This is a genomic window from Streptomyces sp. NBC_01003 (assembly GCF_045162695.1).
In the GTDB taxonomy this organism is placed as follows: domain Bacteria; phylum Actinomycetota; class Actinomycetes; order Streptomycetales; family Streptomycetaceae; genus Streptomyces.
Genome location: NZ_CP108707.1, coordinates 6,393,926 through 6,411,757 on the forward strand (window position 1 = coordinate 6,393,926; position 17,832 = coordinate 6,411,757).

15 protein-coding genes are annotated in these 17,832 nt (G+C 70.6%); 4 read left to right on the plus strand and 11 right to left on the minus strand.

Annotation, left to right across the window (positions count from 1 at the left end):
- Window positions 1-83: 83 nt before the first annotated feature.
- The 10 genes from OG698_RS29245 to OG698_RS29290 all read right to left on the minus strand — a co-directional run bounded on the left by OG698_RS29245 (window position 84) and on the right by OG698_RS29290 (window position 13,069).
- Window positions 84-1,856: an IucA/IucC family protein gene (locus OG698_RS29245; RefSeq protein ID WP_406106525.1), complete on the minus strand. Its 1,773-nt coding sequence runs from the start codon at window positions 1,854-1,856 to the stop codon at window positions 84-86.
- Window positions 1,853-2,413 (minus strand): GNAT family N-acetyltransferase, encoded by a 561-nt coding sequence (locus OG698_RS29250; protein ID WP_406106527.1) that lies wholly within the window; start codon window positions 2,411-2,413, stop codon window positions 1,853-1,855. Before OG698_RS29250 ends, OG698_RS29245 begins: the two co-directional genes overlap by 4 nt.
- A complete protein-coding gene (locus OG698_RS29255; RefSeq protein ID WP_406106529.1) occupies window positions 2,410-3,690 on the minus strand; it encodes a lysine N(6)-hydroxylase/L-ornithine N(5)-oxygenase family protein in 1,281 nt (426 codons plus the stop codon). Before OG698_RS29255 ends, OG698_RS29250 begins: the two co-directional genes overlap by 4 nt.
- Complete coding sequence (desA, locus tag OG698_RS29260; protein ID WP_406106530.1) at window positions 3,674-5,125, minus strand: lysine decarboxylase DesA; 1,452 nt, start codon at window positions 5,123-5,125, stop codon at window positions 3,674-3,676. The genes OG698_RS29255 and desA overlap by 17 nt, the downstream gene beginning before the upstream one ends.
- Before the next feature lie 154 nt (window positions 5,126-5,279).
- The gene (locus OG698_RS29265; protein WP_406106532.1) at window positions 5,280-6,167 is read right to left on the minus strand and encodes a siderophore-interacting protein; all 888 of its coding nucleotides are present in this window, start codon (window positions 6,165-6,167) and stop codon (window positions 5,280-5,282) included.
- Window positions 6,168-6,172: 5 nt separating this feature from the next.
- Window positions 6,173-7,222: an ABC transporter substrate-binding protein gene (locus OG698_RS29270; protein WP_406106534.1), complete on the minus strand. Its 1,050-nt coding sequence runs from the start codon at window positions 7,220-7,222 to the stop codon at window positions 6,173-6,175.
- Between the two features lie 109 nt (window positions 7,223-7,331).
- Window positions 7,332-8,492 carry an acyl-CoA dehydrogenase family protein gene (locus OG698_RS29275; RefSeq protein WP_406106536.1) on the minus strand — a complete coding sequence of 387 codons (1,161 nt, stop codon included), beginning with the start codon at window positions 8,490-8,492 and terminating at the stop codon, window positions 7,332-7,334.
- Window positions 8,493-8,497: 5 nt separating this feature from the next.
- Entirely contained in the window at window positions 8,498-9,493 is a 996-nt protein-coding gene (locus OG698_RS29280; RefSeq protein ID WP_406106538.1) for a hydroxymethylglutaryl-CoA lyase, read from the minus strand.
- Window positions 9,490-11,427: an acetyl-CoA carboxylase biotin carboxylase subunit gene (locus OG698_RS29285; RefSeq protein WP_406111351.1), complete on the minus strand. Its 1,938-nt coding sequence runs from the start codon at window positions 11,425-11,427 to the stop codon at window positions 9,490-9,492. Before OG698_RS29285 ends, OG698_RS29280 begins: the two co-directional genes overlap by 4 nt.
- 19 nt (window positions 11,428-11,446) lie before the next feature.
- Entirely contained in the window at window positions 11,447-13,069 is a 1,623-nt protein-coding gene (locus OG698_RS29290) for a carboxyl transferase domain-containing protein (RefSeq protein WP_406106540.1), read from the minus strand.
- A gap of 97 nt (window positions 13,070-13,166) precedes the next feature.
- Here OG698_RS29290 and OG698_RS29295 point away from each other — a divergent pair, with 97 nt between their 5' ends.
- The 4 genes from OG698_RS29295 to OG698_RS29310 all read left to right on the plus strand — a co-directional run bounded on the left by OG698_RS29295 (window position 13,167) and on the right by OG698_RS29310 (window position 17,040).
- On the plus strand, window positions 13,167-13,754 hold the full coding sequence (locus OG698_RS29295; protein WP_100594093.1) for a TetR/AcrR family transcriptional regulator: 588 nt from the start codon (window positions 13,167-13,169) through the stop codon (window positions 13,752-13,754).
- A gap of 145 nt (window positions 13,755-13,899) precedes the next feature.
- Window positions 13,900-15,057: an acyl-CoA dehydrogenase family protein gene (locus tag OG698_RS29300; RefSeq protein ID WP_100594312.1), complete on the plus strand. Its 1,158-nt coding sequence runs from the start codon at window positions 13,900-13,902 to the stop codon at window positions 15,055-15,057.
- 36 nt (window positions 15,058-15,093) lie between these two features.
- Entirely contained in the window at window positions 15,094-15,975 is an 882-nt protein-coding gene (locus OG698_RS29305; protein ID WP_383885249.1) for an acyl-CoA thioesterase, read from the plus strand.
- 66 nt (window positions 15,976-16,041) lie between these two features.
- Window positions 16,042-17,040: a cation diffusion facilitator family transporter gene (locus tag OG698_RS29310; protein ID WP_406106541.1), complete on the plus strand. Its 999-nt coding sequence runs from the start codon at window positions 16,042-16,044 to the stop codon at window positions 17,038-17,040.
- Here the strand turns inward: OG698_RS29310 and OG698_RS29315 are convergent.
- Window positions 17,024-17,821, minus strand: coding sequence for a phosphatase (locus OG698_RS29315; RefSeq protein WP_406106543.1), 798 nt, complete (start codon window positions 17,819-17,821; stop codon window positions 17,024-17,026). The two genes, OG698_RS29310 and OG698_RS29315, sit on opposite strands and share 17 nt — an antisense overlap.
- Window positions 17,822-17,832: the final 11 nt, after the last annotated feature.

Genomic DNA, 17,832 nt, shown 5'->3' on the forward strand with positions numbered 1-17,832 from the left:
TGACAGCAGGCAGGTGAGTGGGGCTCCCCGACCCGCGACGCGGTCGCTATGGACTGCAGCGTCTCGGGGAGCCCCGCTCACGTCTACGCGATCGGGTTCGGCAGTGTCCCGATCAGCTGCAGGGCCCCCGCCGGGTCCGCGAGGTCCACCATCTGCTCGTTGTTACGCAGCTGGAGCCGGTTGAGGCAGGACAGCGTGAACTCCGGGGCGAACATGTCGTACTGCCGGAATTTGTCGGCCAGTTGGGGCGCCGACTCCTGGTAGTCGCGGACGCAGTCGGCGACCGCCCGCCAGAACGTGTCCTCGTCGAGCACGCCCTCCGTGACCAGGTTCGCCGCGAGGAAGCGGAAGAAGCAGTCGAAGACGTCCGTGAAGACGGACAGAAGCTTCTGGTCGTCGGGGACCTCGACCCGGATGCGGTCGACGCCCGGCGGGAGGACCGCGTCGGGGTCCATGACCGCGATCTCCTCGGCGATGTCCTTGAAGATCGCCCGCTGGACGGTGCCGTCCTCGCTGAGCACGAGGATGACGTTCTCGCCGTGCGGCATGTACACGAGGTCGTACGCGTAGAAGCTGTGCAGCAGCGGCGTGAGGTACGACCGCAGGTAGGGGCGCAGCCACTCGGCGGGGGACAGGCCCGAGCGCTCGACGAGGGCCGCGGCGAACGAGCGGCCGTCGGCGTCGACATGGAGCAGCGACGCCATCGTGGTGAGGCGCTCGCCTTCGGCCAGGGACGCGACGGGCGACTCGCGCCACAGGGCGGCGAGCATTTTGCGGTACGGGGAGTAGCGGTCGGTCGCGGCCTCGTACTCCAGGTGCCGGTAGCCGACGGCGGCGCGCTCGCGGATGATCGTCAGGCCGGTCGCCTTGAGGACCTCGTCGTTCTCGATGAGCTGCGCGAGCCAGTCGTTGATGGCGGGCGTGGCCTCCATGTACGAGGCCGAAAGGCCGCGCATGAAGCCCATGTTGATGACGGACAGGGCCGTCTTCACGTAGTGCCGGTCCGGGTGCGAGGTGTTGAAGAACGTGCGGATCGACTGCTGGGCGAGGTACTCGTCGTCGCCCTCGCCCAGGAGCACCAGGCGGCGCTGGGCGACCTCGGCCGCGAAGGTGACGGACAGCTTGTTCCACCACTGCCAGGGGTGGACGGGGATGAGCAGGTAGTCGTCCGGGTCCAGGCCCTGGGCGGTGAGCGTGGCGGCGAACCGGGCCAGGGTCTCCTCCCCGAGCTCGGCGCGCAGGTGGGACTCGTAGTCGAGCCCGACACCGGCCGTGAACGCGGCCCGCTCCCGCGTCGCCGCCAGCCAGATGAGCCGGATGGGGCTCGCGGTCTCCGGGGCGTACGAGAGGTACTCGTGGACGCCGAAGCCGAGCCGGCCGTTGTTGGCGACGAAGCAGGGGTGGCCCTCGGTCATGCCCGTCTCGATCTCCTGGAAGGAGCCGTCGCGGGCGAGGGAGGCCGCGGTGACGGGGGTTTTGGCGAGCTTGTAGCAGGTGCCGGAGAGGGTGGAGGAGATCTCCTCCAGGTAGACCGGCAGGATCGCGTCGCTCAGGCCGAGCGAGGTCTTCAGCTCGATGAAGAACTCCAGGGCGCTGAGCGGGAGTTCGGAGCCGTCGCGGTGGCGCGAGACGGAGTCCGCGGACACCTGCCAGTGGTCGAGGCGCAGGCGGCGGGCGGTGAAGCGGTACTCGGTCGCGCCGTCGTCGGAGCGCACGGCGTACCTGTCGTCGCCGAGGGGCTCGGGCGACAGGAGGCGCTCGTGGGCGAACTCGGCGAGTGCCTTGCGGATGAGGAGGCGGTTGGCCTCGGCCCAGCGCTCGGGGGAGAGGTGGGTGACGGCGTCGGAGAGCGTCATACGGCGGCCACCCCCGCGGCGGCGAGGAACTGCTCGCGTGTGCAGAAGCTCAGCAGCGCCTGCTTCTCCGGCTTCTGGATGACGCGGTCGGGGACGAAGCCGACGGCCTCGTTCAGGGCGTGCACGGCCTTGTTGCGCACGTCGGGCTCGACGACGACGCGCCGGGCCGCCGGGTCGGCGAACAGGTACTCCATCACCGTGGTGATCACGGCGCGGGTGAAGCCGGGGATGCGGACGTCGCTGGGCGCCGTCAGGAAGTGCATGCCGACGTCGCCGGGATCGGGCTCGTACAGGCCGACGAGTTCGACGTGCGCCGGGTCGTAGCGCTCCATGAGGAAGGCGGGCTCGCCGTCGTGGAGGCCTATGAACGCGTCGTGGTGCTCGGCGGCGGCTATCGCCATGTACTCGCGCTCCACGTCCTGCAGTTTCGCGTCCTGCATCAGCCAGAACGCGGCCTTGGGGTCGGTGACCCAGCGGTGCAGCAGCTCGGCGTCCGCGACGGGGTCGAGGGGGCGGATACGGAAGGTGCCGGTGGGGGAGCCGGTGGGGGTGCTCATGCGGCGAACTCCTGGAACGCGATGGTCTTCTCTACGGGGTAGTACTCGGTGCCGAGCAGCTCACGGATGATGTACGCGTTGCGGTACGCGCCCATGCCCAGGTCGGGCGAGGTGATCGAGTGCGTGTGCACGCCGGCGTTCTGGACGAACACGCCGCGGCCCGTGGTGTCGACGGAGTAGTTGCGGGCGAGGTCGAAGCGGCCCCGGCTGTCCCAGTTGAGCCGGTCGCGGACCGGCTCGAGGAAGGCGGGCGTCTCGTACCTGTAGCCCGTGGCCAGGATCAGGCCGTCGGTGCGCAGCTCGAAGTCCTTTCCCTGCTCCTCCTGGCGCAGGCCGAGCGTGTACGTGCCGTTCTCGTAACTCGCGCTATGAAGCGACGAGTTGGTGAGCAGTCTGGTGGGGACGGGCCCGGCCAGGTTCTTCTGGTAGAGCAGGTCGAAGATCTCGTTGATGAGGTCGCCGTCGATGCCCTTGAAGAGGTTCTTCTGCTGGGTCTCCAGGCGGTAGCGGGTCTCCTCGGGCAGCGCGTGGAAGTAGTCCACGTATTCGGGGGAGGTCATCTCCAGCGTCAGCTTCGTGTATTCGAGGGGGAAGAAGCGCGGGGAGCGGGTGACCCAGTTGAGGCGGTAGCCGTGGACGTCGATCTCGCTGAGGAGGTCGTAGTAGATCTCCGCGGCGGACTGGCCGCTGCCGACGAGGGTGATCGAGTCCTTCTGCTGGAGCTCCTGCTTGTGGTGCAGATAGCGGGAGTTGTGGATCGCGTCGCCGCCGAGGCCCCGGCAGGGCTCGGGGATGTGCGGCGGGGTGCCGGTGCCGAGGACGAGGCGCGGCGCGCGGTACGTCTCGCCGCCCTCGGTGCTCACGACGTACACCTCGGCGCTCTCGTCGTACGAGACCTGCGTGACGGTCGTGCCGAAGCGGATGCTGGTGAGTTTCGCGGCGGCCCAGCGGCAGTAGTCGTTGTACTCGGTCCGCAGGGGATAGAAGTTCTCGCGGATGTAGAAGGAGTACAGCCGCCCCGATTCCTTGAGGTAGTTCAGGAAGGAGTACGGGGAGGTCGGGTCGGCGAGCGTGACCAGGTCCGACATGAACGGGGTCTGGAGGTGGGCGCCTTCGAGGAACATCCCCGAGTGCCATTCGAAGTCCGGCTTGGACTCCAGGAAGACACCGTTCAGTTCGGCTATCGGCTCGGTGAGGGCGGCCAGGCCGAGGTTGAAGGGGCCGAGGCCGATCCCGATGAAGTCGAGGGGATCAGGGGACTCAGGAAGCTTCGACAAGGTTCTCTCCCAGGTACTGCTCGGCGTGGCCGACGATCAGATCGAGGACCGCGACGATGTCGTCGACGGTGGTCTCGGGGTTGAGCAGGGTGAACTTCAGGTAGTGGCGACCGCCCACCTTGGTGCCCGCCACGATGGCGTCGCCGGAGGCGAACAGGGCCTTGCGGGCGTACAGGTTGGCGCGGTCGATCTCGGCGGGGTCGGTGACGCCGGCCGGGATGTGGCGGAAGACGAGGGTGGACAGCCGCGGCTCGACGACGACGTCGAACCGGGGGTCCGCGGCGAGCAGCTCCCAGGCCTTGCCCGCCAGGTCGCACACCTCGTCGAAGAGCTGCCCGACACCGTCGGCGCCCATCACGCGCAGCGTCATCCACAGCTTGAGCGCGTCGAAGCGGCGGGTCGTCTGGAGGGACTTGTCGACCTGGTTGGGGATGCGCTCGGTGACCATGCGGCGCGGGTTGAGGTAGTCGGCGTGGTACGTGGCGTGCCGCAGGGTGGCCGCGTCCCGGACGAGGACCGCGCTCGAACTCACGGGCTGGAAGAACGACTTGTGGTAGTCGACGGTGACGGAGTCGGCGCGCTCGATGCCGTCGAGGAGGTGCCGGTTCCTGACGGAGGCGAGGAGTCCGCAGCCGTACGCGGCGTCGACGTGCATCCAGGTGCCGTACCGGTCGCAGAGCTCGGCGATCTCGGGGAGCGGGTCGATGGAGCCGAAGTCGGTGGTCCCGGCGGTGGCGACGACCGCCATGGGCACGAGGCCCTCCTCGCGGCAGCGCTCCAGCTCACGCGCGAGGGCGACGGTCTGCATCCGCTTGTCGCGGTCCACGGGGATGGTGACCACGGCGTCGGGCCCGAGGCCGAGGAGTGTGGCGGACTTCTTGACGCTGAAGTGGCTGACCTCGGAGGCGAACACCCGCATTTTCGTGGGGTGTTCGGCGTTCTCGGACTTGGTCTCGTCGCGGGCGAGGAGCAGCGCCTGGAGGTTGGACTGGGAGCCGCCGGAGGTGAAGACGCCGTCGGCGGCGGGGCCGAGGCCGATGCGGCTCGTGGTCCAGTCGATGAGCTTGCGCTCGATCAGGGTGCCGCCGGCGGACTGGTCCCAGGTGTCGAGGGAGGAGTTGACCGCGGAGAGGACGGCCTCGCCGACCACGGCCGGGATGACGACCGGGCAGTTGAGGTGGGCGAGGTAGCGCGGGTGGTGGAAGTAGACGGCGTCGCGGAGGTAGACCTCTTCGAGCTCGTCCAGGGCGGCGGTCGTGTCGAGGAGGGGCGTGTCCAGGTCGACGGCGTCGATCCGGGGCGAGAGCTCGTCGACCGTGACCCCGGTGAACGGCCGGTCCGTGGTGGCGAGTTTGGCCGCCACCCGCTCGATTCCCTCGGTCACGGAACGGCGGTAGTGCTCCGCGGTCGTGTCGTTGAGCAGGTGCGAGCGCATGGACGGTCCTCCGGGTGGGGGGCAGGAATGCGGGTGAGCGGGAAGACGGGCGGCATGGGAAGAGGGGCGAGGCCCCAGCACCCAATTTAGGTTAGCCTAACCTAAGTTGTACTGGCGACCCCGCCCCTCTTCAGTGGCCGGAACCTGCTGCCGGTCAGCCCTCGGCGGCCGCCTCCTGAGCCTCGGCGACGCGCAGCCCGTCCTCGCTGAGCCCCTTGCGCCAGTAGCCGACGAACGTCACCGACCGCTTGTCGTAGGCGCGTTCGCGCACGAGATGGCGGCGCAGCTCCTTCATCGTTCCGGACTCGCCCGCGAGCCAGGCGTACGGACTCGACGCGTCCGGCAGTTCGGTGGCGCGGATCGCCTCCAGTGCGGACGGCGCTTTCTCGTCACGCACGAGCCAGGTGAGGGTGACGTCGCCCGCGGTCTCGACGGCCGGGATGTCCTCGCGGTGCGGGACCTCGAGCCAGACGTGCGCGCGCAACCCCGGAGGCAGCCAGGCGAGGATGCCGAGGGCGGCGGGCAGGGCGGTCTCGTCGCCCCACATCAGGACGTGGTCGGCGCCCTCTTGGGGGCGGCAGCGTACGGCCGTGTTGTCGGCGACGGCCGGGCCGAGGACCGTCACGCGGTCACCGGGCTTCGCCGCCTCGGCCCAGACGCAGGCGGGACCCGCGCCGCCGGGGCCGTCGTGGTGGAGCACGAAGTCGATGTCGATTTCGCCGGGTTCACCGGGCGCGCGGCGCTGCCCGCTGACCGTGTAAGAACGCATCACGGCGCGCACGTCGTCCGGGAGCGCCCGGTACGCGGCGTGCCAGGCGCGGCCGTCGTCACCCGGCTCGGCGGCCGGCAGGACGGGGGCCTCCTGGCCCGGCTGCGGCAGGAACAGCGACAGGCTCTGGTCGCGGCCTCCGGCGTGGAAGTCCACGAGGTCGGGACCCGTGAACGTGACGCGCTGCAGCGACGGACCGAGCCGCCGCGTCCGCGCTACCTGGAGGTCGAAGAATCGGAAAGGTGCGATCGCGGGCGACTCGGTCGTCGTCATCTGTGTCAGCCGACCTTCTTCGCCTTCTCGATGGCCTCGGCGAGGTCCTCGAGGATCGGGGCGCACTTGGCGTACGAGTAGATGGGCTCGGTGACGCGCGGGATGACCTGGCCGGCCTTGACGGCGGGCAGCTTCTTCCAGGTGGCCTTGTCGCGGTCGAGGTCCGCGGGCTGGATGGTGGCCGTGCGGTTGTCCATCATGATGATGTCGGCCGGGTACTTGTCGATGTTCTCCCAGCTCAGGTTCTCGAACCAGCCGCCGGACGCCTTCTTCGCCTTCTCCGACGGCTCGACGAAGTTCACGCCGAGCGACTTGAGGTACTCCAGGTCGGCGGAGAGGTTCGTGCCGGAGACGTAGAAGATGTCCTGGCTCGCGGAACCGACGAGGACCCTGATCTCGGGGTGTGCCTTGGCGGCCTTGCGCAGGCGCGCGGCCGCGGTCTCGAAGCGCTGCTTGGCCTTGACGACCTTGTCGGCCTTCACGTCGGCGCCGAGCGACTCGGCGAGGGCGAGCAGGCGCTGCAGCGGCTGCGTCATCTGGCGGTCGTAGACGGAGATGCCGACGCTCGGGGCCAGCTTGAGGATCTTGTCCTTCGACTCCAGCGGGACGGACCAGAGGGTGCCGGCGGTGTCGTACACGGTGGTGACGAGGAGGTCCGGGGCGAGGCCCGCGTACTTCTCGATGTCGAAGCGGCCCCACTCGTTGCCGATGATCGTCACCTTGTCGACGTCTATGTCGCCGGCCTGGACGTCGGCCTTGCCGGCCGAGGTCTTCGTCGGGCCGAAGACGCCCTTGCACTCGATTCCGTAGTCCCACAGGGCGGCGGCGACGCTGGTGAACGCGACGACGTTCGCCGGGACCTTGTCGGCCTTCGCCGTCGTGCCGCGGTCGTCCTTGAAGGACCAGGGGCCGGACTTGGCGCTGCCCGACTTGGCGCCCGAGCCGCTGTCCTTGGAATCGCTGCCGCAGGCGGCGAGCGCGGCTCCGAGACCGAGGGCGCCGCCCGCGGCGAGGATGCCGCGACGGGTAGGGGTGGTGAGACGGGCATGGGGCATGACAGTGGCTGCTTTCGTGACGAACGGAGGGCCGCTGGCCGGATTCTGGCTTAGGTTAACCTAACCTAACCTAAGCTGTTGTCCAGAGGGCCCCCTCGCCGCCGCCCTCTCAGCCCGTCAGGCCCAGCTCCCTCGCGATCAGCATCCGCTGCACCTCGCTCGTGCCCTCGCCGATCTCGAGGATCTTGGAGTCGCGCCACATGCGGGCCACCGGGTACTCGTTCATGAAGCCGTAGCCCCCGTGGATCTGCGTGGCCTCGCGCGCGTTGTCGACCGCGATCGTCGACGAGTAGAGCTTGGCGAGCGCCGCCTCCTTCTTGAACGGCTCCCCGCTCACCAGCCGCGAGGCCGCGTCACGCCACGCGAGGCGGGACGTGTGCGCCTTCATCTCCATGTCGGCGATCTTGAACTGGATCGCCTGGTACGAGCCGATGTTGCGGCCGAACGCGTGCCGCTCCTTGGCGTACTTCACCGACTCGTCCACGCAGCCCTGCGCCAGACCCGTCGCCAGCGCGGCGATCGCGATACGGCCCTCGTCCAGGATCCGCAGGAACTGGGCGAATCCGCGGCCCTGTTCGCCGAGCAGGTTCACCGCCGGGACCCGCACGTCGTCGAAGTGCAGCTCACGCGTGTCCGACGCGTTCCAGCCGACCTTCGAGTACGGCGCCGCGACCGTGAAGCCCGGCGTCCCGGACGGCACGATGATCGAGGAGATCTGCGGCTTGCCCTCGGGGGAGCGGCCGGTGACCGCCGTGACGGTGACCAGACCGGTGATGTCCGTACCGGAGTTGGTGATGAAGCACTTCGTGCCGTTGATCACCCACTCGCCGGTCGCCTCGTCGACCCTCGCCGTCGTACGGGTCGCGCCCGCGTCCGAGCCGCCGTCGGGCTCGGTCAGGCCGAACGCGCCGAGGATCTCGCCGGAGCACAGCCGCGGCAGCCACTCGGCCTTCTGCTCCTCGGTCCCGAACAAATGGAGGGGCATCGCACCGAGCGAGACGCCCGCCTCCAGCGTGATCGCCACGGACGAGTCGACGCGCGCCAGCTCCTCAAGGGCGATCCCGAGGGCCAGATAGTCGCCTCCCATCCCGCCGTACTCCTCCGGGAAGGGCAGCCCGAACAGGCCCATGCGTCCCATCTCCCGCACGATCTCGTACGGGAACTCGTGCCGCTCGTAGAAGTCGCCGATCTTCGGGGCGACGACGTCGTGCGCGAACTCCTCGACGGTGCGGCGGAGTTCTTCGTGCTCGCTGCTCAGGCGGTGGTCCATCTTGTTCACTGCTCCTGTAGGGGCTGTGCCGTCTTCACGAGGGCGCGGACGGTGCGGGACGGGCTGGGCCGGCCCAGCTGCTCGGCCATCCACGCGCTGGTGGCGGTGAGACGGCCGAGGTCGACCCCGGTCTCGATACCGAGGCCCTGAAGCATCCACACGAGGTCTTCGGTGGCGAGATTTCCGGTGGCGCTCTTCGCGTACGGGCAGCCGCCGAGGCCGCCCGCGGAGGCGTCCACGGTGGTCACTCCGTGCTGGAGCGCCGCAAGGGTGTTGGACAGGGCCTGGCCGTACGTGTCGTGGAAGTGCACGCCGATCGCGTTCGTTGGCACGCCCTCCTCGTTGAGCTCGGCCAGGAGCGTCTGGACGTGGCCCGGCGTCGCGACGCCGATCGTGTCGCCGAGACTCAGCTCGTCGCACCCCATGTCCATCAGGGCCTTGGCGACCCGGACGACCTGGTGGACCGGGACGGCGCCCTCCCAGGGGTCCCCGAAGCACATGGAGAGATAGCCGCGCACATGTGCCCGGCTCTCCTTGGCGCGGGTCACGACCGGCTCGAACATGGCGAGCGCCTCGTCCACCGTCCGGTTCAGATTGGCCTTGGCGAACGACTCCGTGGCGCTGGCGAACACGGCTACGCGACGCGCCCCGAGCGCGAGGGCCCGGTCCAGACCCCGCTCGTTCGGCACGAGGACGGGCAGGTGCGGGCGGGCCGCGCCTTCGAAGTTCCGGAGCATCGGGAACAGGGCTTCTGCGTCGGCCAGTTGGGGCACCCACTTGGGGTGCACGAAGCTGGTCGCCTCGATGGTGGTCAGGCCCGCGGCCGCGAGGCGGTGGATGAACTCCGCCTTCACCTCCGTGGGCACGGTCGCCTTCTCGTTCTGCAGTCCGTCGCGCGCGCCGACCTCGTGGATCCGCACGCGCGCGGGCAGATCCTGGGAGGCCACGACCATGGGCAGGGCGGTGGGCGTGGGGGAGGCGGGGGATGCGGGGGTGCTCATGCCGTCGTCTCCTCGTGCGGTGCGACGACCGCGAGGATCTGGTCCATCGCGACGGTCGTGCCCGGTGTGACGTCCAGTTCGGCCACAGTGCCGGCGTGCGGGGCGGAGACGACGTGCTCCATCTTCATCGCCTCGACCACCAACAGGCTCTGCCCGGCGACCACTTCGTCCCCTACGGCCACCTTTACGACGGTGACCGTGCCGGGCATCGGGGCGGTGAGGGAGTCGGCGCCGGAGTGCCCGGCGCCGGTCAGCGAGGCCGCCACCGGGTCGAAGTCCTGCACGTGCCAGGCGTCGCCGTCCCGGCCCAGCCAGTCGCCGGCGCGGTGGAAGGTGTGGGTGAGGCCGTCGAGGTGGACCGTGACGCTGTCGGCGCCGACCGTGCCCGTGCCCTGCGCCCGGCGAGTGACGGGCTCAAGTCCCGCGACTCGCAGGTGCAGGTCGAGCGGTGCCGGTTCGCCTCCCAGGCGCCATCCGCTGGGGACGGAGAAGGGGTCCGTCCAGCCGTCTCCCGAAGGGGCGAGGCGTGCCGCGCGTACCGCGGCCGCCGCCTCGTACACCTCCTCCGGCACCTCCCCGGAGACCAGGCCGTCGGCCTCCCGCTCCACGAGTCCCGTGTCCAGCTCGCCCGCCACCACCGCCGGGTGCGCGAGCAGCCGCCGCAGGAACCCGGCGTTCGTCGGCACGCCCAGCGTGACCGTCTCCGCGAGGGCGGCGCGCAGCTTGCGCAGGGCGGTCGCCCGGTCCGGGCCGTACGCGATGACCTTCGACAGCATCGGGTCGTACAGGCTCCCGACCTCCGTGCCCTCGCTGAGCCCCGAGTCGGTGCGCACCCCGTCGCCCTGCGGCTCGCGCAGCGAGACGACCGTGCCGCCCGACGGCAGGAAGCCGCGCGAAGGGTCCTCGGCGCAGATCCGGGCCTCGACCGCGTGCCCGGTCAGCGCGATGTCGCCCTGCGCGTACGGGAGTTGCTCACCGGCCGCGACCCGCAGCTGCCACTCCACCAGGTCGACGCCCGTGATCAGCTCCGTGACCGGGTGCTCCACCTGGAGGCGGGTGTTCATCTCCATGAAGTAGTACGAGGACGGGTCGTTGCCCGGCACGATGAACTCCACCGTGCCCGCGCCGCGGTACCCGCACGAGCGGGCCGCCTGCACCGCCGCCTCGCCCATCGCCGCGCGCGTCGCCTCGTCGAGCAGGACGCTCGGCGCCTCCTCGATGATCTTCTGGTGGCGGCGCTGGAGGGAGCACTCGCGCTCGCCCAGGTGGATCACGTGCCCGTGGCCGTCGGCCAGGACCTGGATCTCGATGTGCCGGGGGCGGTCGACCCAGCGCTCCACGAGGAGCGTGTCGTCGCCGAAGGAGGCACGGGCCTCGCGGCGGGCGGCCGCGATCTCGTCGCCGAGCAGCGCCTCGTCACGGACCAGGCGCATGCCCTTGCCGCCGCCGCCCGCGGACGGCTTGAGCAGTACGGGCATGCCGATCTCCCGTGCCGCGTCGGCCAGTTGGGCGTCGGTCAGGCCGCTGCCGGACGAGCCGGGCACGACCGGGACCCCGGCCGCCTGCACGGTCTCCTTGGCGCGGATCTTGTCGCCCATGAGGGAGATCGCGTCGGCGGAAGGGCCGATGAAGACGAGGCCCGCGTCGGCGCAGGCCCGTGCGAAGGCGGCGTTCTCCGCCAGGAATCCGTAGCCCGGGTGGACGGCCTGCGCGCCCGTGCGCGCCGCCGCTTCGAGGAGCCGGTCCACGCGGAGATAGCTCTCGCCCGCGGGCGGCGGCCCGATGCGGACCGCCGTGTCGGCCTCGCGCACATGGCGGGCGTCGGCGTCCGCGTCGCTGTACACGGCCACCGAGCGGATGCCGAGCGCCCGCAGCGTACGGATGACGCGGACGGCGATCTCGCCGCGGTTGGCCACAAGAACGGTGTCGAACATGCTCATGGGGTCCCTCCCCTCACATCCGGAAGACGCCGAAGCCGCCGGACTTCTCCGGCAGCGGCGCGTGGGCACAGGCGGTCAGGGCGAGGCCGAGGACCTGCCGGGTCTCCAGCGGGTCGATCACGCCGTCGTCCCAGAGCCGGGCCGTCGCGTAGTAGGCGTTCCCCTGCTCCTCGTACTGGGCGCGGATCGGCGCCTTGAAGGCGTCCTCGTCCTCGGCGGGCCACTGCTCGCCGCGCGCCTCCAGCTGGTCGCGCTTGACGGTCGCGAGGACCGAGGCGGCCTGCTCGCCGCCCATCACGGAGATCTTGGCGTTCGGCCACATCCACAGGAAGCGCGGCGAGTAGGCCCGGCCGCACATCGAGTAGTTGCCCGCCCCGTACGACCCGCCGACGACGACGGTCAGCTTCGGCACGCGGGTGCTGGCGACGGCCGTGACCATCTTGGCGCCGTGCTTGGCGATGCCGCCCGCCTCGTAGTCCCGCCCCACCATGAAGCCCGAGATGTTCTGCAGGAACACCAGCGGGATGCCGCGCTGGTCGCACAGCTCGATGAAGTGCGCGCCCTTCTGGGCGGACTCGGAGAACAGGATGCCGTTGTTCGCGACGATCCCGACCGGGTGACCGTGGATGCGGGCGAAGCCGGTGACGAGGGTCTGCCCGAACTCCGCCTTGAACTCGGCGAACCGCGAGCCGTCCACCACACGCGCGATGACCTCCCGCACGTCGTACGGGGTGCGGGAGTCGACCGGCACCGCGCCGTACAGCCCCGCCGGGTCGACCTTCGGCTCGCTCGCCGGGGTGACCGACCAGGGCAGCTCGCCGCGCTCCGGGAGCGTCGAGACGATCGTCCGCACGATCCGCAGCGCGTGCGCGTCGTCCTCCGCGAGATGGTCCGTGACGCCCGAGACCCGGGAGTGCACCTCGCCGCCGCCCAGCTCCTCGGCGGTGACGACCTCGCCGGTGGCGGCCTTCACCAGGGGCGGGCCGCCCAGGAAGATCGTGCCCTGATTGCGCACGATCACGGCCTCGTCGCTCATCGCCGGGACGTACGCCCCGCCCGCCGTGCACGAGCCGAGGACCGCGGCGATCTGGGGGATGCCGGCGCCCGACATCCGCGCCTGGTTGTAGAAGATCCGCCCGAAGTGCTCGCGGTCGGGGAAGACCTCGTCCTGCATCGGCAGGAAGGCGCCGCCCGAGTCCACCAGGTAGACGCACGGCAGCCTGTTCTCCAGGGCCACCTCCTGGGCGCGCAGGTGCTTCTTCACCGTCATCGGGTAGTACGTGCCGCCCTTGACCGTCGCGTCATTGGCGACGATCACGCACGCGCGGCCGCTGACCCGCCCGATCCCGGCGATCACCCCGGCGGCCGGGGCCTGGTCCCCGTACATCCCGTCGGCCGCCAGCGGCGCCAGCTCCAGGAACGGGGAGCCCGGGTCGAGCAGTGTGTCCACGCGGTCGCGCGGCAGCAGCTTGCCGCGCGCGGTGTGCCGGGCGCGGGCCCGCTCGCCGCCGCCGAGCCGGGCCGCGGCCAGCTTGCCGCGCAGCTCGTCGGCCAGCGCCTCGTGCGCCGCCTCGTTGGCCTTCCAGGCCTCCGACGCGGGATCCGCCGCGCTCGTCAGCTCCGGTGCCTCCTGCATTGCGCAGTCCCCTCGATCGGCTCTCGCTCGGTTAGTGAGCGTTAACGCGTTTCCCTCAGGTTAACGACCGCTAACGTCGCTGTCTAGAATTACCTTCATGGCCACCAGAACCGACGCCCCCACCCGCCGCGAGCAGATCCTCAAGGAGGCCGCGCGGCTCTTCGCCGAGCGCGGGTTCCACGGAGTCGGCGTCGACGAGATAGGCGCCGCGGTCGGGATCAGCGGCCCCGGGCTCTACCGCCACTTCGCGGGCAAGGACGCGATGCTCGCCGAGCTGCTCGTCGGCATCAGCGGACGGCTCCTGACCGGCGGCAAGCGCCGGCTCGCCGAGTCCGACGGCGGCGACCCCGAGGCGCTGCTCGACTCCCTCATCGAGGGGCACATCGACTTCGCCCTCGACGACCGCCCCCTGATCACCCTGCACGACCGTGAGCTGGACCGCCTGCGCGACAGCGACCGCAAGCTGGTGCGCCAGCTCCAGCGCCAGTACGTCGAGCTGTGGGTCGAGGCGGTGCGCGAGGTCTATCCGGGCCTGGTCGAGCAGCCCGCGCGTGCCGCCGTGCACGCCGTCTTCGGCCTGCTCAACTCGACCCCGCACCTCGGCAGGTCCGGCGGACTGCCCGGCCGCGAGGCGACGGCGGGCCTGCTGCACCGCATGGCGCGCGGGGCGTTCGAGGCCGCCTAGGGGCCTGTCGTCAAGTTCCCGTCGTCCGCCCGCGCGGGCGGGCCGGGCGTGATGTGCGTCTCTGGACGCTCCAGAAACTGGCGGGTAACGTACGTCTGAGCAAGCGCTTAGTCGTGCAGTGATGCCGTTTCCGAAGGAGCAGGTCGTGCGCCGTACCGTTTACAACGAGGACCACGAGGCGTTCCGGGACACCATCCGCGCCTTCATCGAGGCCGAGGTCGTGCCCGTCTACGACGAGTGGTTCGCGGCCGGGCAGGCCCCGCGCGACTTCTACTACAAGCTCGCCGAGCTGGGCGTCTTCGGCATCCGCGTGCCCGAGGAGTTCGGCGGCGCCGGCATCGACTCGTACAAGTTCGAGGCCGTGATGTACGAGGAGACCTCGCGCGCGGGTGTCCAGTTCGGCGGCTCCGGCGTGCACGTGCTGCTCGGCCTGCCGTACATCAAGATGCTCGCCACCGACGAGCAGAAGAAGCGCTTCCTGCCGAAGTTCGTCTCCGGCGAGGAGATGTGGGCCCTCGCGATGACCGAGCCGGGCACCGGCTCCGACCTCGCGGGCATGAAGACCACCGCCAAGCTCTCCGAGGACGGCACGCACTACGTCCTCAACGGCGCCAAGACCTTCATCACCGGCGGCGTCCACGCCGACAAGGTGATCGTCTGCGCCCGCACCGACGCGCCCACCGCCGAGGACCGCCGCCACGGCATCTCCCTCTTCGCGGTGGACACCAAGTCCGAGGGCTACTCGATAGGCCGCAAGCTCGACAAGCTCGGCCTGAAGACCTCCGACACCGCCGAGCTGGCGTTCGTCGACGTGAAGGTCCCCGTCGAGGACCTCCTCGGCGAGGAGAACAAGGGCTTCTACTACCTCGGCCACAACCTCGCCTCCGAGCGCTGGGGCATCGCTTTCGGCGCCTACGCGCAGGCCAAGGCCGCCGTCCGGTTCGCCAAGGAGTACGTCCAGGAGCGCGCCGTCTTCGGCAAGCCCGTCGCGTCCTTCCAGAACACCAAGTTCGAACTGGCCGCCTGCCAGGCCGAGGTGGACGCCGCCGAGGCCGTCGCCGACCGTGCTCTCGAGGCCCTCGACGCGGGCGAGCTGACCCCCGCCGAGGCCGCCAGCGCCAAGCTGTTCTGCACCGAGGTCGCGCACCGCGTCATCGACCGCTGCCTCCAGCTGCACGGCGGCTACGGCTTCATGAACGAGTACCCGATCGCCCGCCTGTACGCGGACAACCGCGTCAACCGCATCTACGGCGGCACCAGCGAGATCATGAAGACGATCATCGCGAAGGACATGGGCCTGTAACCCACCCGTCCATCCGCCTTCTGTAGAACTGGCTGTATGAATCAGGCACTGGAGTCCCTGCTCGATCTGCTCGACCTCGAGCGGATCGAGCAGGACATCTTCCGCGGGCAGTCCCGCTCCGCCGTCGTCCCCCGGGTCTTCGGCGGACAGGTGGCGGCCCAGGCGCTCGTCGCCGCCGGGCGCACCGTCCCCGGCGACCGGCACGCCCACTCGCTGCACGCGTACTTCCTCGTGGCCGGCGACCCGGGCGCGCCCATCGTCTACACCGTCGACCGGATCCGCGACGGGCGCTCCTTCACCACGCGCCGCGTCGTCGCCGTCCAGCACGGGCAGCCGATCTTCCATCTCTCGGCGTCCTTCCAGACGTACGAGGACGGGCTCGAGCACCAGGCGGCCATGCCGCCCGCGCCCGACCCGGAGACGCTGCCCACCGCCGCCGAGATGCTGCCGCGCTACGCCGACGCGTTCGTCGAGCCCGGCGTCGCCGAGCGGCTCCTCGAAGCGCGCGAGGCCGTCGACCTGCGGTACGTGGACGCGCCGCCGTTCGGCAGTGTCGGCACCCCGCAGGAGCCGCGCTCGCAGGTCTGGTTCCGTACGAACGGCAAGCTCGACGGCGTCATCGACGAGCCGCTGCTGCACGTCTGCCTCGCCACGTACGTCTCCGACATGACGCTCCTGGACTCCGTGCTGCTCGCGCACGGGCGCGGGGGATGGGCCGTGGGCGACGTGGTCGGCGCCTCGCTCGACCACGCGATGTGGTTCCACCGGCCGTTCCGCGCGGACGAATGGCTCCTGTACGACCAGGAGTCGCCGTCGGCCTCGGGCGGGCGCGGCCTCGGCCAGGCCCGCATCTACACCCGCGACGGACAGCTCGCCATCTCCGTGATCCAGGAGGGCGTCGTCCGCGTCCCGCGCTAGGGCCTCGCGTTCGGATCAGGCCCGCGTGGTTCGCGGCGCGTGGCGAACGGACATACCGTCACCTGCATGGGCACGAGCGCTGAGCAGAGTGGGACGGCCGGGGACACGGAGGAGAACGGCGGGGGCGAGAGCGTCGTCACCGTTCTCGTCGCGGCCGCGGCCAACCTCGGGATCGCCCTAGCCAAGGCCGTCGCCGGCATCATCAGCGGGTCGAGCGCCATGCTCTCGGAGGCCGCCCACTCGGTCGCCGACACGGTCACCGAGGTGCTGCTGCTCACCGCGCTGAAGCGGAGTGAGAAGCCCGCGGACGAGGAACACCCCCTCGGCTACGGTCCCGAGCGCTACATCTGGGCCATGCTCGCCGCCGTCGCCACCTTCGTCGGCGGCGCCGTCTTCTCGATCTACGACGGCATCCACACCCTGATCGCCGGCGAGGAGCTCGGCAACCCGCTCATCTCGTACATCGTCCTCGCCCTCGCCTTCCTCCTGGAGGGCTTCTCGCTGCGTACGGGCATCAAGCAGGCCCGGGGCGAGGCCGAGCGCATGGGGGCGCCCGTGGGCCGGTATCTGCAGCGCACGCCCGACACCGCCGTCAAGGCCGTCGTCATGGAGGACTCGGCCGCGCTCGTGGGCCTGGTCCTTGCCGCGGGCGGACTGCTCGGCGGTCAGCTCACCGGCTCCGGCGTCTGGGACGCCATCGCCTCCCTGTGCATCGGCGCCCTGCTCCTGTACGTCGCCTGGGTCCTCGGACGGTCCAACGCCGAACTCCTCATCGGGCGCCCGCTGCCCAAGCCGGCCCGCCTGGAGATCCGCGAAATCCTCGCGGGCGTCGAGCACATCGAGGCCGTACTCGAACTGACCACCCTGGTCCAGGGGCCGCGCGAGGCGCTCGTCGCGGCGAAGGTCGATCTGCGCGACACCTCCACCGCCGCGCAGATCGAGTGGGCCTGCGAGGAGGCGGCCCGCCGGCTGCGCGAGCGGTTCCCGAACGTGACCCGGGTCTACCTCGACCCGACGCCCGGCTTCGCGCAGCGGCGCGAGGAGAGGCTCAACCCGTGGGGCTGAGGCCCGCCGCGTCGAGGAGGTACGCCGTCATCGGGTCGTAGTGGCGCGGGCTCGTGACGTGGTCGTCGAGCGGCACCGTCACCTGAAGGGTGCCCTCTGCCTCGCCGATGAACAGCGCCGGGTCGTTGCAGTCCGCGTAACCGATGGAGTCGATCCCGCGCTGGCCCGCGCAGCCCGCCCAGCCGTGGTCGGCGACGACCAGGTTCGGCAGGGGGCGCTCCTCGCGCTCCAGGCCGTCGAGGATCCGCGCCATGGGGTCCGGGGAATGCGTGTGCCACAGCGTCGCGCCGCGCTCCAGCATCGCCACGTCCGCGAACTGGAAGACCATGCCCTCGTCCGTGGAGAGGCCCTCGGGGATCACGAGGATCTCGCAGCCCGCCGCGCGCAGCGCCGCGGCCGTCGCGCGGTGCACGTCGAGGAGGCCGCCCGGGTGCCCGGTCGCGAACAGGACGCGCTCCTTGCCGGCCGCCGCCTTGCGCAGCCGGGCGCCCATGCGCTCCAGGGCGTCGACCGTGAGCTGCGGGTCGATGGTGTCCTGGCCGAAGCGGTACTCGGGATCGTCGTTCACGCCGCAGCGCTCCGCCATCACCGCGAGGACGTCCTGCTCGTCGGTCCAGCGGTCGCCGAGCTCCAGGCCGAGCCAGTAGTGGCGGTCGCCGTTCGCGAGCCTGCGGTAGTGGGAGAGGTTGTTGTCGCGGGGTGTGGCCACGTCGCCCGCGATGCGGGTCCGGATCAGATGGTCGACGAGCGCGGCGCGGCTGGGGGTCCCGGGTATCGGCATGCACCCCATTG